Genomic DNA, 13,334 nt, shown 5'->3' with positions numbered 1-13,334 from the left:
CAAGCATGGCCAAAGTATTTGCGATCGCCAACCAGAAGGGCGGGGTGGGCAAGACCACCAGTTGCGTCAACCTGGCCGCCTCGCTGGTGGCCACCCAGCGCCGCGTCCTGCTGATCGACCTCGATCCGCAGGGCAACGCCACCTCCGGCAGCGGGGTCGACAAGCTCGGCCTCGAGCACTCCGTCTACGACGTGCTGGTCGGCCAGTGCGACCTGGCCCAGGCCATGCAATCGTCCGAGCACGGCGGCTACCAGCTGCTGCCGGCCAACCGCGACCTGACCGCCGCGGAAGTCACCCTGCTCGATCTGCCGAACAAGGAGCAGCGCCTGCGCCAGGCGCTGGCGCCGATCCGCGACAACTACGACTACATCCTGATCGACTGCCCGCCGGCGCTGTCGATGCTCACCGTCAACGCGCTGGTCGCCGCCGACGCCGTGATCATCCCCATGCAGTGCGAGTACTACGCGCTGGAGGGGGTTTCCGACCTGGTCAACAGCATCCAGCGCATCGGTGCGCTGCTCAACCCGAGCCTGCGCATCGAGGGCATCCTGCGCACCATGTATGACGGGCGCATCGGCCTGACCAACGAGGTCACCGCCCAGTTGCAGGCGCACTTCGGCGACGCCGTCTACGAGACCACCATTCCACGCAACGTGCGCCTGGCCGAAGCGCCCAGCCACGGCATGCCGGCGCTGGCCTACGACAAGGGCTCGCGGGGCGCCAAGGCTTATCTGGAACTGGCCAAGGAACTGGTCGCCCGCCAGCGTCGCGTCAAGCGCGCCGCCACCACCGCTTGAGGAGCCGCACATGGCTGTGAAGAAACGAGGCCTGGGTCGCGGCCTGGACGCCCTGCTCGGCGGCACCAGCGTGAGCGTCCTGCAGGAGCAGGCGAGCCGCGTGCCGCGCGAGGAACTGCAACAGCTACCGGTGGAGCTGCTGCAGCGCGGCAAGTACCAGCCGCGCCGCGACATGGATCCGCAGGCGCTGGAGGAGCTGGCGCAATCGATCCGTCGCCAGGGCCTGATGCAGCCAGTGGTGGTGCGCCCGCTCGACGACGAGCGCTACGAGATCATCGCCGGCGAGCGGCGCTGGCGGGCCTGCCAGCTGGCCGGCCTGGAGCGCATACCGGCGCTGGTGCGCGAGGTCAGCGACGAGGCGGCGGTCGCCATGGCGCTGATCGAGAACATCCAGCGCGAGGACCTCAATCCGATCGAGGAAGCCACCGCCCTGCAGCGCCTGCAGCAGGATTTCCAGCTCACCCAGCAGCAGGTCGCCGACGCGGTGGGCAAGTCGCGGGTCAGTGTGGCTAACCTGCTGCGCCTGATCGCCCTGCCGGAGGAGGTGAAAACCCTGCTGGCGCACGGCGATCTGGAGATGGGCCATGCCCGCGCGCTGCTCGGTCTGCCGGTCGCACGCCAGGCGGAAGGGGCGCGGCACGTTGTCGCACGTGGCTTGACCGTTCGTCAGACCGAAGCGCTGGTGCGCCAGTGGCTGAACGACAAGCCGCAGGAGACGTCGGCCAAGGCCGATCCGGACATCGCCCGCCTCGAACAGCGGCTGGCCGAGCGGCTTGGCGCCGAGGTGCAGATCCGCCATGGCGACAAGGGCAAGGGGCAGCTGGTGATTCGTTATGGCTCGCTGGACGAGTTGCAGGGTGTGCTGGCGCATATTCGCTGAGGCGCCGCTCTTGTAGCGAATGACCTTTTTTGGCTACCGGGCAGTTGAATGGGGCCACTTCCACCCATATACTCCCGCCGCAATTTTGGCCGGTTCCAGGCCGGTCCGTCCGGTGACCGAGCGACGTGAGGGCGGACCGCGTGGTGAAGATCCGCAACAAGACCCCCCTGCATCGTCTGCCGGTGTTTCCGCTGCTCCTCACCGAGCTGGGGATGGCCGTACTGGCCGGCCTCGCAGGCTGGTGGTGGAGGGATCCGGTAGCCGGATATTCCGCGCTGCTCGGCGGCCTGATCGCCTGGGTGCCGAACGTGTACTTCGCGATGAAGGCGTTCCGCTACTTTGGTGCCCGTTCGGTCAAGGCCATCGTCCAGTCCTTCTGGTCGGGCGAAATGGGCAAACTGTTTCTGACGGCAGCGTTGTTTGCGCTGGTGTTCGCAGGGGTTGAGCGGTTGAACGTGGCGGCGCTGTTTGCCGGTTACGCGCTGGTGCTGGGCACCGCGGCCTGCTCGCTCCTGCTGGTGAAAGGCTTTCCGAAGCATTGAGCATTGAGGCGACTATGGCTAACACACCGGCTGAATACATTCAGCACCACCTGCAGAACCTGGTCTTCGGATCCCATCCGGAGAAGGGCTGGGTCTTTGCCCAGAACCATGAAGAAGTCAAGGAAATGGGCTTCTGGGCCATCCACGTCGACACCCTCGGCTGGTCGATCTTCATGGGCCTGATCTTCCTGTGCCTGTTCCGCAGCGTGGCCAAGAAAGCCAACGCCGGCGTGCCCAGCGGCCTGCAGAACCTGGTGGAAATGGTCTTCGAATTCGTCGAAGGCGTGGTCAAGGACACCTTCCACGGCCGCAACCCGGTGATCGCCCCGCTGGCGCTGACCATCTTCGTCTGGGTGTTCCTGATGAACAGCCTGAAGTGGATCCCGGTCGACTACATCCCGGGCCTGGCCCACCTGATGGGCGTGCCCTACTTCAAGATCGTGCCGACCGCCGATCCGAACGGCACCTTCGGCCTGTCCCTCGGCGTGTTCCTCCTGATCCTGTTCTACAGCGTCAAGGTCAAGGGCCTCGGCGGCTTCACCAAGGAGCTGGCGTTCACCCCGTTCAACCACTGGTCGCTGATTCCGTTCAACCTGTTCCTCGAGATCCTCGGCCTGCTGACCAAGCCGCTGAGTCTCGCCCTGCGTCTGTTCGGCAACATGTACGCCGGTGAGGTGGTGTTCATCCTCATCGCCCTGCTGCCGTTCTGGGCTCAGCCGGTTCTGAACGTGCCGTGGGCGATCTTCCACATCCTGGTGATCCCGCTGCAGGCCTTCATCTTCATGGTGCTGACGGTGGTCTACCTGAGCGCCGCCCACGAAGACCACCACTGAACAGTGGATCAACCCTAGCTTTACCAACGAAAACCTTAACCTTTAGAAAACCTCAGGAGCTGTTATGGAACTCGTCTACATCGCCGCCGCCATCATGATCGGTCTGGGTGCTCTGGGCACCGGCATCGGCTTCGCCCTGCTGGGCGGCAAGCTGCTGGAATCCACCGCCCGTCAGCCGGAGCTGGGCGCCCAGCTGCAAACCAAGACCTTCCTGATGGCCGGTCTGCTCGACGCCGTCCCGATGATCGGCGTTGGTATCGCGATGTACCTCATCTTCGTTGTTGCCGGCTAAGTTCAGGCATCCGCGGATTCTTGGCCGGACTGCGCCCGCGCGGTCCGGCCTGCCGAGGCTCTGACTACCCGGACCCACGAGATAGCACGAGGTAAATCGCTGTGAATATTAACTTGACGCTGTTCGGTCAAACGATTGCCTTCGCTATTTTCGTCTGGTTCACCATGAAGTTTGTGTGGCCGCCGATCACCGCCGCCATGCAAGCCCGCCAGAAGAAAATTGCCGAAGGTCTGGATGCCGCCGGCCGTGCCCAGCGCGACCTGCAGATGGCCCAGGAAAAAGCTGCCCAGACGCTCCGTGAAACCAAGGAGCAGGCTGCCGAGATTCTCGAGAAGGCGAACAAGACCGCCAACGCGATCGTCGAAGAAGCCAAGCAGCAGGCCCGTAGCGAAGGCGAGCGCCTGCTTGCCGGTGCCAAGGCTGAAATCGAGGTTGAAGTGAATCGCGCCAAGGATCAACTGCGCGCCGAAGTTGCGGCTCTCGCCGTCGCCGGTGCCGAGAAGATCCTGGAGTCCTCCGTGGATTCCAAGGCACACAACGATCTGGTCGCAAAACTGGCCTCCCAACTCTAAGCGAGGCGAGCGATGGCAACTATCAATACGCTTGCTCGGCCTTATGCGAAAGCCGCCTTCGAGTTCGCTTCCGCAGCCAAACAGACCGATGCCTGGTCGAACATGCTGGCACTGAGCGCCGCCTTCGTGGAGTCCCCCGAAGTCATCGCCCAGCTGCGCAATCCGGCCCTGACCCGCGACCGCAAGGCCGAGGTTCTGGTTCAGCTGTGTGCTGAAAGCATCGACGAGTCGTTCCGCAACTTCGTGGTGGCCCTGGGCGAGAACGATCGCCTGGAACTGCTGCCGACCGTGCTCGAGCAGTTCGAGACGCTCAAGGCGGAAGCCGAGCGTTCGCTCGAGGTCGTGGTCGAAACGGCTCACGAACTGAGCGCCGAACAACTCCAAACTCTGGCTGCCGCCTTGTCGAAGCGGCTAGATCGCACCGTCCAGCCTACCCCGACCGTCAATCCCGCCCTTATCGGCGGTTTGATCATTCGTGCGGGTGACCTGGTTATCGACGGTTCGGTCCGCGGCAAACTGAACCAGTTGGCCGAAGCGTTGAAATCCTGATTTGAGGGGCATGGCATGCAGCAACTGAATCCTTCCGAAATTAGCGAAATCATCAAGCAGCGTATCGCCAAGCTTGATGTGTCCGCTCAGGCCCGTAACGAAGGCACCGTCGTCAGCGTTTCCGACGGCATCGTGCGTATCTTCGGTCTGGCCGACGTGATGTACGGCGAAATGATCGAGTTCCCGGGCGGCGTCTACGGTATGGCGCTGAACCTGGAGCAGGACTCCGTCGGCGCCGTGATCCTGGGCAGCTACCAGGGTCTGAAAGAGGGCATGAGTGCCAAGTGCACCGGCCGCATCCTCGAAGTCCCGGTCGGTCCGGAACTGCTGGGTCGCGTGGTCGATGCCCTGGGCAATCCGATCGACGGCAAAGGCCCGATCAACGCCAAGGAAACCGACGCGGTCGAGAAAGTCGCCCCGGGCGTGATCTGGCGTAAGTCGGTCGACCAGCCGGTACAGACCGGTTACAAGTCGGTCGACGCCATGATCCCGGTCGGCCGTGGCCAGCGCGAGCTGATCATCGGTGACCGTCAGATCGGCAAGACCGCGATGGCCATCGACGCCATCATCAACCAGAAGAACAGCGGCATCCGCTGCGTGTACGTGGCCATCGGTCAGAAGCAGTCGACCATCGCCAACGTGGTGCGCAAGCTGGAAGAGCACGGCGCCCTGGCCAACACCATCGTGGTCACCGCGTCCGCTTCCGAATCCGCTGCCCTGCAGTATCTGGCGCCGTACTCCGGCTGCACCATGGGCGAATACTTCCGCGACCGCGGTGAAGACGCCCTGATCGTGTACGACGACCTGTCCAAGCAGGCTGTCGCCTACCGCCAGATCTCCCTGCTGCTGCGCCGTCCGCCGGGCCGCGAAGCCTACCCGGGCGACGTGTTCTATCTCCACAGCCGTCTGCTGGAGCGCGCTTCCCGCGTATCCGAAGAGTACGTCGAGAAGTTCACCAATGGCGCCGTGACCGGCAAGACCGGCTCGCTGACCGCTCTGCCGATCATCGAAACCCAGGCCGGCGACGTTTCCGCGTTCGTTCCGACCAACGTGATTTCGATCACCGACGGTCAGATCTTCCTGGAATCCGCCATGTTCAACTCGGGTCTGCGTCCGGCGGTCAACGCCGGTATCTCGGTATCCCGCGTCGGTGGTGCGGCCCAGACCAAGATCATCAAGAAGCTGTCCGGTGGTATCCGTACCGCGCTGGCCCAGTACCGGGAACTGGCGGCCTTCGCCCAGTTCGCCTCGGACCTGGACGAAGCGACCCGCAAGCAGCTCGACCATGGTCAGCGCGTTTCCGAACTGATGAAGCAGAAGCAGTTCGCGCCCATGTCCATCGCTGACATGTCGGTGTCCCTGTACGCCGCCGAGCGTGGCTTCCTGGCCGACGTCGAAGTGAAGAAAGTCGGCGCCTTCGAGCAGGGCCTGATCGCCTTCTTCAACCGTGATTACGCCGACCTGATGGCGAAGATCAACGTGAAGGGTGACTTCAACGACGAAATCGACGCAGGTCTGAAGGCCGGTATCGAGAAGTTCAAGGCCACTCAGAGCTGGTAAGCCGCAGCGGGAGCCGCAAGGCTCCCGCCTGCTAACCCGAAAGGTGTCACATGGCAGGCGCAAAAGAGATTCGCAGCAAGATTGCGAGCATCAAGAGCACGCAGAAGATCACCAACGCCATGGAAAAAGTGGCGGTCAGCAAGATGCGCAAGGCTCAGCAGCGCATGGCCGCCGGCCGTCCCTACGCGGTGCGTATCCGCGAGGTGATCGGTCACCTGGCCAAGGCCAACCCGGAATACCGCCATGCCTTCATGGTGGAACGTCCGGTCAAGCGTGTCGGCTACATCCTGGTGTCGAGTGATCGTGGTCTCTGCGGTGGTCTGAACATCAACCTGTTCAAGGCCCTGATCAAAAACATGAAGGACTGGAGCGATGCGGGCGTTGAGGCAGAGTTCTGCGTCATCGGCAGCAAGGGCGCCAGCTTCTTCCGCAGCTACGGCGGCAAGGTCGTCGCTGCGGTCAGCCACCTGGGTGATGCGCCGTCGGTCAACGATCTGATCGGCAGCGTCAAGGTCATGCTGGACAAGTTCAACGAAGGTCAGCTGGATCGCCTGTACCTGGCGTCCAACAAGTTCGTGAACACCATGACCCAGAAGCCGGCGGTTGAACAATTGCTCCCCCTGGCTCCCGCCAGCGACGCCGATGACGGCGCCAAGCAGGGCCTGTGGGATTACCTGTATGAACCCGACGCCCAGCAGCTGCTGGATGCCCTGTTGGTTCGCTACGTCGAATCGCAGGTGTATCAGTCCGTGGTCGAGAACAACGCCTGCGAGCAGGCGGCGCGAATGATCGCGATGAAGAATGCCACCGACAACGCCGGTCAGCTGATCAAGGATCTGCAGCTGATCTACAACAAGGCGCGTCAGGCTGCGATCACGCAAGAGATCTCGGAAATCGTCGGCGGCGCTGCCGCGGTTTAACAGGTTCAAATATTCAGAGGAACCAGATATGAGTAGCGGACGTATCGTTCAAATCATCGGCGCCGTTATCGACGTGGAATTCCCGCGCGATCAGGTGCCGAACGTCTATGACGCGCTGAAAGTGGAAGGCGCGCAGACCACCCTGGAAGTCCAGCAGCAGCTGGGCGACGGCGTGGTTCGTTCCATTGCGATGGGTTCCACCGAAGGCCTCAAGCGTGGCCTGGGCGTGAGCAACACCGGCACCGGCATCTCGGTACCGGTCGGCAAGCAGACCCTCGGCCGTATCATGGACGTGCTGGGCAACCCGATCGACGAAGCGGGCCCCATCGGCGAGGAAGAGCGCTGGAGCATCCACCGCGCCGCGCCGTCCTACGCCGAGCAGGCGGGCGGCAACGAGCTGCTGGAAACCGGCATCAAGGTGATGGACCTGGTGTGCCCGTTCGCCAAGGGCGGTAAGGTCGGTCTGTTCGGTGGCGCCGGTGTCGGCAAGACCGTGAACATGATGGAGCTGATCCGCAACATCGCTATGGAGCACAGCGGTTACTCCGTGTTCGCCGGCGTGGGTGAGCGTACTCGTGAAGGTAACGACTTCTATCACGAGATGAAGGACTCCAACGTTCTGGACAAGGTGGCCCTGGTTTACGGCCAGATGAACGAGCCGCCGGGCAACCGTCTGCGCGTGGCGCTGACCGGTCTGACCATGGCCGAGAAGTTCCGTGACGAAGGCCGCGACGTTCTGCTGTTCGTCGACAACATCTACCGTTACACCCTGGCCGGTACCGAAGTGTCCGCGCTGCTGGGTCGTATGCCGTCCGCGGTGGGTTACCAGCCGACTCTGGCCGAGGAAATGGGCGTTCTGCAGGAGCGCATCACCTCCACCAAGAACGGCTCGATCACCTCGGTGCAGGCCGTATACGTTCCCGCGGACGACCTGACCGACCCGAGCCCGGCGACCACCTTCGCCCACCTCGACGCCACCGTCGTACTGTCCCGTGACATCGCCTCCCTGGGTATCTACCCGGCGGTCGATCCGCTGGACTCCACCTCCCGTCAGCTGGATCCGCTGGTGGTTGGCCAGGAGCACTACGAGACCGCCCGCGGCGTGCAGTACGTGCTGCAGCGCTACAAGGAGCTGAAGGACATCATCGCGATCCTCGGCATGGACGAACTGTCCGAAGCCGACAAGCAGCTGGTGTCCCGCGCTCGTAAGATCCAGCGCTTCCTGTCCCAGCCGTTCTTCGTGGCCGAAGTCTTCACCGGCTCCCCGGGCAAGTACGTACCGCTGAAGGAGACCATCCGTGGTTTCGCCGGCATCCTGAACGGTGACTACGATCACCTGCCGGAGCAGGCGTTCTACATGGTCGGCACCATCGACGAAGCCGTCGAGAAAGCCAAGAAACTGTAACTGGCGCACCCGCTAGCGGGTGCTCCACCAGGCGGCGGCTACTGCGGTGGCGCCGCCTGCTTACCGAGGCATGAATATGGCTATGACAGTCCATTGCGACATCGTCAGTGCGGAAGAAGAGCTGTTCTCGGGGCTGGTGGAAATGGTCGTTGCTCATGGTAACCAGGGCGATCTGGGTATTCTCATGGGCCACGCGCCGCTGCTGACCGATCTCAAGCCGGGTCCGGTGCGGGTGATCAAGCAGGGTGGCGAGCAGGAAGTCTTCTACATTTCCGGCGGCTTCCTCGAAGTCCAGCCGAACATGGTGAAGGTTCTCGCCGATACCGCCGTGCGTGCCGCCGACCTCGACGAAGCGGCGGCCCTCGAAGCCCAGAAGGCGGCGGAGAAGGCGCTCAGCGAGAAGGGTGCCGAGTTCGACTACTCGACCGCTTCCGCCCGTCTGGCCGAAGCTGCCGCGCAGCTGCGGACCATTCAGGAACTGCGCAAGAAGTACGGTGGCCCGATGCACTGATCCGCTCAGCGGTTCGGTCATCCGGTCGACGAGAAAAGGGGGTAGCCTTGGCTATCCCCTTTTTTATTTTTTGCGGCTGCGCGCTGCAGCGTCTATCTATTCATTCTCAGTCCGCCTCCCGGGCTGTATAGGGAAGTTCTCCAATGAGTCTGGAAATCGTCATTCTCGCCGCCGGCCAGGGCACCCGCATGCGCTCGGCGCTACCCAAGGTGCTGCATCCGGTGGCCGGCAAGTCGATGCTCGGTCATGTCATCGACACCGCCCGCGCCCTGCAGCCGCGGCGCATCCATGTGGTGATCGGCCACGGCGCCGAAGCGGTGCGCGAGCGCCTGGCGGCAGATGATCTGAACTTCGTCCTTCAGGAGCAGCAGCTCGGCACCGGCCACGCCGTCGCCCAGGCGCTGCCGTTCATCCGTGCCGAGCAGGTGCTGGTGCTGTACGGCGATGTGCCGTTGATCGAGGCACCGACCCTGCAGCGCCTGCTGGCCCATGCCGGCGCCGAGCAGCTGGCGCTGCTCACCGTCGAGCTGGCCGACCCCACCGGCTATGGCCGCATCATCCGTGATGAGCAAGGGCAGGTGATGGCCATCGTCGAGCAGAAGGACGCCAGTGCCGAGCAGCGCGCCATCCGCGAAGGCAACACCGGCATCCTCGCCATGCCGGCGGCACGCATGGCCGACTGGATGGGCCGGCTGTCCAGCGACAATGCCCAGGGCGAGTACTACCTGACCGACGTGATCGCCATGGCGGTGGCCGACGGCCTGACGGTGGCCACCGCGCAGCCGGAAGATGCCATGGAGGTGCAGGGCGCCAACGACCGCCTGCAGTTGGCGCAGCTCGAGCGCCACTTCCAGCAACGTGCCGCGCGCCGGCTGATGGCCCAGGGCGTGACTCTGCTCGATCCCGCGCGCTTCGACGTGCGCGGCGAGGTCACGGTCGGCCGCGACGTGCTGATCGACGTCAACGTGATCCTCGAGGGGCAGGTGGTCATCGAGGACAACGTCGAAATCGGCCCCAACTGCGTGATCCGCAACAGTACCCTGCGGCGCGGCGCGGTGGTCAAGGCCAACAGCCATCTGGAAGGCGCCGAGCTGGGCGAGGGCGCCGACTGCGGGCCATTCGCCCGTCTGCGTCCGGGCAGCGTGCTGGGCGCCAAGGCGCATGTGGGCAACTTCGTCGAGCTGAAGAACGCGGTGCTGGGCGAGGGCGCCAAGGCCGGTCATCTGGCTTATCTGGGCGACGCCGAGATCGGCGCGGCGAGCAACATCGGCGCCGGCACCATCACCTGCAACTACGATGGCGCCAACAAACACCGGACGGTGATCGGTGTGGATGCCTTCATCGGCACCAACAACTCGCTGGTGGCGCCGGTGATCATCGGCGATGGCGCCACCACCGCCGCCGGCTCGGTGATCACCAGCGAGGTACCGGCGGCCGCCCTGGCGGTCGGTCGTGCGCGCCAGCGCAATATCGACGGCTGGCAGCGCCCGGTGAAAAAGCCCAAGACCTGAGCCCTGGCCGGGCCCGTGGTTATTCACAGGGCCCGGCTCGTCGCTTTCCCATCCGTCCCCTCTCGATTTATCCACAGGACGGTTATGCCATCCACTTCTCCCCCTTGGGGATAACCTCGGCGCCCGGCCGCTGACGTTTATCCACAGGCTCTCTCACCGTTACGCCGCCGCACTCCACAGCGAGTGCTTTTGTCGGCCATCCCTTGACCTCGCGCCCTGGCTAGGTTTTGATTCGCACCTATAATTTACGAATCGAAACTTCCGAAGCGAAACATCGAATGTCCAAGCGCAATACTCCGCAGCGCCGCCACGCCATCCTCGCGCTGCTCGCCGAGCAGGGCGAGGTGCATGTCGAGGCCATGGCCCGTCACTTCGCCACCTCGGAAGTGACCATTCGCAAGGATCTCGCGGCCCTGGAGAGCAACGGCCTGCTGCTGCGCCGCTACGGGGGGGCGCTACCGATCCCCCACGAACTGGTGGTCGAGCACAGTCAGGCAGTGTCGCCGTACAAGCAGGCCATCGCCCGCGCCGCAGCGGCCTGCATCCGCGAGCATGCGCGGATCATCATCGACAGCGGCAGCACCACGGCGGCGCTGATTCCCGAGCTGGATCGCCGACCCGGTCTGGTGGTGATGACCAACTCGCTGAACGTCGCCAACGCGCTGCGCGAGCTGGAACAGGAGCCGGTGCTGCTGATGACCGGCGGTACCTGGGATCCGCATTCGGAGTCGTTCCAGGGCCAGGTGGCCGAGCAGGTGCTGCGTTCCTACGACTTCGACCAGCTGTTCATCGGTGCCGACGGCCTCGACCTGGCGCGTGGCACCACCACTTTCAACGAGCTGCTCGGACTTTCCAGGGTGATGGCCGAGGTGGCCCGCGAGGTGATCGTCATGCTCGAGGCCGACAAGGTCGGTCGGCGCATGCCCAACCTGGAGCTGCCGTGGCACAGCATCCACACCGTGATAACCGACGAGCGCCTCGCTGCCGAGGCGCGCGAACAGATTCAGGCGCGCGGCATCCGGTTGATCTGCGCCGCTATTGCCAATAGAACGGAAAAATAAGGAGAGCCGCATGTGCGGAATTGTCGGGGCGATTGCCGAACGTAATGTCAGCGCCATCCTCATCGAGGGCCTCAAGCGCCTCGAATATCGCGGCTACGACAGCGCCGGCGTGGCCGTCTGCGGCCCGGACGGCCAGCTGCGGCGCAGCCGGCGCATCGGCAAGGTCGCCGCGCTCGAGCAGGCGCTGATCGAGGAGCCGCTGCCCGGCCGCCTGGGCATCGCCCACACCCGCTGGGCCACCCACGGCGTGCCCAGCGAGGCCAACGCCCACCCGCACTTTTCCGGCGAGGAACTGGCGGTGGTGCACAACGGCATCATCGAGAATCACGAGGCGCTGCGCGAACGCCTCCAGGGCCTCGGCTACGTGTTCAGCTCGCAGACCGACACCGAGACCATCGTCCACCTCCTGCACCACACCCTCAAGCGTCTGCCCGATCTCACCGAGGCGCTCAAGGCGGCGGTGCACGAGCTGCACGGGGCCTACGGCCTGGCGGTGATCAGCGCCGCGCAGCCCGACCGCATCCTCGCTGCGCGCAGTGGCAGCCCGCTGGTGATCGGCCTGGGCCTGGGCGAGAACTTCCTCGCCTCCGATCCGCTGGCCCTGCGTCAGGTCACCGATCGCTTCGTCTATCTGGAGGAAGGTGACATCGCCGAGATCCGCCGCGACACGCTGCAGATCTGGGATGCCGAGGGTCGCAGTGTGCAGCGCGAGAGCGTGCAGTTCCACGAGGGCGCCGAGGCGGCGGAGAAGGGCGAGTATCGCCACTTCATGCTCAAGGAGATTCACGAGCAGCCGCGCGTGGTGCAGCGCACCCTGGAGGGACGCCTGGGCTCCGATCACGTGCTGGTGCAGGCCTTCGGCCCGCAGGCCGCCGAGCTGTTCGCCCGGGTGCGCAACGTGCAGATCGTCGCCTGCGGCACCAGCTTCCACGCCGGCATGGTCGCCCGCTACTGGCTGGAGGAGCTGACCGGTATTCCCTGCCAGGTCGAGGTCGCCAGCGAGTTCCGCTACCGCAAGGTCGCCGTGCAGGCGGACAGCCTGTTCGTCACCATCTCGCAGTCCGGCGAGACCGCCGATACCTTGGCCGCGCTGCGCAACGCCAAGCAGCTCGGCTACCTGGCCAGCCTGGCGATCTGCAACGTCGGCACCAGCTCGCTGGTACGCGAATCCGATCTGGTACTGCTGACCAATGCCGGGCCGGAGATCGGCGTGGCTTCGACCAAGGCCTTCACCACCCAGCTGGTCGGCCTGCTGCTGCTGACCCTGGCCCTCGGCCGGGTGCGCGGCACCCTCGACAGCGGTATCGAGGCCGAGCTGGTCGCCGCCTTGCGCCGTCTGCCGGTCAACCTCGAGGAGGCATTGGCCATGGACAAGACCGTCGAGCAGGTGTCGGCGCTGTTCGCCGAGAAGAACCACACCCTGTTCCTGGGTCGTGGCGCCCAGTATCCGGTGGCCATGGAGGGGGCGCTCAAGCTCAAGGAGATCTCCTACATCCATGCCGAGGCCTACCCGGCCGGCGAGCTCAAGCACGGCCCGCTGGCGCTGGTCGACAGCGACATGCCGGTGGTCACCGTGGCGCCGAACAACGAACTGCTGGAGAAGCTCAAGTCCAACCTGCAGGAAGTGCGCGCCCGCGGCGGCGAGCTGGTGGTGTTCGCCGACCGCGAGGCGGGGATGAGCAACGGCGAGGGTACCCACGTGGTGGCGATGCCGCGCATCCACGACCTGCTGGCGCCGATCCTCTACACCATCCCGCTGCAGCTGCTGTCCTACCACGTCGCCGTGCTCAAGGGCACCGACGTCGACCAGCCGCGCAACTTGGCCAAGAGCGTGACTGTCGAATAAGTAGCGGGCCTTGTGCCTGTGACGATACCCGGCAGCGGCCGGGCATCGTGGTTTT

Annotated in this window: 14 protein-coding genes; all 14 read left to right on the top strand. The window is 64.5% G+C overall.

What is annotated here, in order from left to right:
- Positions 1 to 5 precede the first annotated feature (5 nt).
- The 14 genes from LMJ29_RS04970 to glmS all read left to right on the top strand — a co-directional run bounded on the left by LMJ29_RS04970 (position 6) and on the right by glmS (position 13,279).
- Positions 6 to 797, top strand: coding sequence for a ParA family protein (locus LMJ29_RS04970; protein WP_229604411.1), 792 nt, complete (start codon positions 6 to 8; stop codon positions 795 to 797).
- 10 nt (positions 798 to 807) lie between these two features.
- Entirely contained in the window at positions 808 to 1,677 is an 870-nt protein-coding gene (locus LMJ29_RS04965; protein ID WP_229604410.1) for a ParB/RepB/Spo0J family partition protein, read from the top strand.
- A 143-nt stretch (positions 1,678 to 1,820) separates the two neighbouring features.
- Positions 1,821 to 2,219 carry a F0F1 ATP synthase subunit I gene (locus LMJ29_RS04960; protein WP_229604409.1) on the top strand — a complete coding sequence of 133 codons (399 nt, stop codon included), beginning with the start codon at positions 1,821 to 1,823 and terminating at the stop codon, positions 2,217 to 2,219.
- Positions 2,220 to 2,233: 14 nt separating this feature from the next.
- Positions 2,234 to 3,052, top strand: coding sequence for a F0F1 ATP synthase subunit A (gene atpB, locus LMJ29_RS04955; protein WP_229604408.1), 819 nt, complete (start codon positions 2,234 to 2,236; stop codon positions 3,050 to 3,052).
- A 64-nt stretch (positions 3,053 to 3,116) separates the two neighbouring features.
- Positions 3,117 to 3,344 (top strand): F0F1 ATP synthase subunit C, encoded by a 228-nt coding sequence (gene atpE, locus LMJ29_RS04950; RefSeq protein WP_072325766.1) that lies wholly within the window; start codon positions 3,117 to 3,119, stop codon positions 3,342 to 3,344.
- A 101-nt stretch (positions 3,345 to 3,445) separates the two neighbouring features.
- Entirely contained in the window at positions 3,446 to 3,916 is a 471-nt protein-coding gene (locus tag LMJ29_RS04945) for a F0F1 ATP synthase subunit B (protein ID WP_229604407.1), read from the top strand.
- A gap of 12 nt (positions 3,917 to 3,928) precedes the next feature.
- Entirely contained in the window at positions 3,929 to 4,465 is a 537-nt protein-coding gene (locus LMJ29_RS04940) for a F0F1 ATP synthase subunit delta (RefSeq protein ID WP_229604406.1), read from the top strand.
- Positions 4,466 to 4,480: 15 nt separating this feature from the next.
- The gene (gene atpA / locus LMJ29_RS04935) at positions 4,481 to 6,025 is read left to right on the top strand and encodes a F0F1 ATP synthase subunit alpha (RefSeq protein WP_229604405.1); all 1,545 of its coding nucleotides are present in this window, start codon (positions 4,481 to 4,483) and stop codon (positions 6,023 to 6,025) included.
- A gap of 50 nt (positions 6,026 to 6,075) precedes the next feature.
- Positions 6,076 to 6,945, top strand: a complete 870-nt coding sequence (gene atpG, locus LMJ29_RS04930; RefSeq protein ID WP_229604404.1) for a F0F1 ATP synthase subunit gamma — start codon at positions 6,076 to 6,078, stop codon at positions 6,943 to 6,945.
- 28 nt (positions 6,946 to 6,973) lie between these two features.
- Positions 6,974 to 8,350: a F0F1 ATP synthase subunit beta gene (atpD, locus tag LMJ29_RS04925; RefSeq protein WP_229604403.1), complete on the top strand. Its 1,377-nt coding sequence runs from the start codon at positions 6,974 to 6,976 to the stop codon at positions 8,348 to 8,350.
- 76 nt (positions 8,351 to 8,426) lie between these two features.
- Entirely contained in the window at positions 8,427 to 8,861 is a 435-nt protein-coding gene (locus LMJ29_RS04920) for a F0F1 ATP synthase subunit epsilon (protein WP_229604402.1), read from the top strand.
- Positions 8,862 to 9,004: 143 nt separating this feature from the next.
- Positions 9,005 to 10,372: a bifunctional UDP-N-acetylglucosamine diphosphorylase/glucosamine-1-phosphate N-acetyltransferase GlmU gene (glmU, locus tag LMJ29_RS04915; RefSeq protein WP_229604401.1), complete on the top strand. Its 1,368-nt coding sequence runs from the start codon at positions 9,005 to 9,007 to the stop codon at positions 10,370 to 10,372.
- A gap of 278 nt (positions 10,373 to 10,650) precedes the next feature.
- Entirely contained in the window at positions 10,651 to 11,433 is a 783-nt protein-coding gene (locus tag LMJ29_RS04910) for a DeoR family transcriptional regulator (RefSeq protein ID WP_229604400.1), read from the top strand.
- 10 nt (positions 11,434 to 11,443) lie between these two features.
- Positions 11,444 to 13,279, top strand: a complete 1,836-nt coding sequence (gene glmS / locus LMJ29_RS04905) for a glutamine--fructose-6-phosphate transaminase (isomerizing) (protein ID WP_229604399.1) — start codon at positions 11,444 to 11,446, stop codon at positions 13,277 to 13,279.
- Positions 13,280 to 13,334: the final 55 nt, after the last annotated feature.

Source organism: Pseudomonas oryzagri, assembly GCF_020831405.1.
GTDB lineage: Bacteria > Pseudomonadota > Gammaproteobacteria > Pseudomonadales > Pseudomonadaceae > Geopseudomonas > Geopseudomonas oryzagri.
The sequence above is the reverse complement of the archived record's forward strand: the minus strand, read 5'-3'. Positions and strand labels throughout refer to the sequence as shown.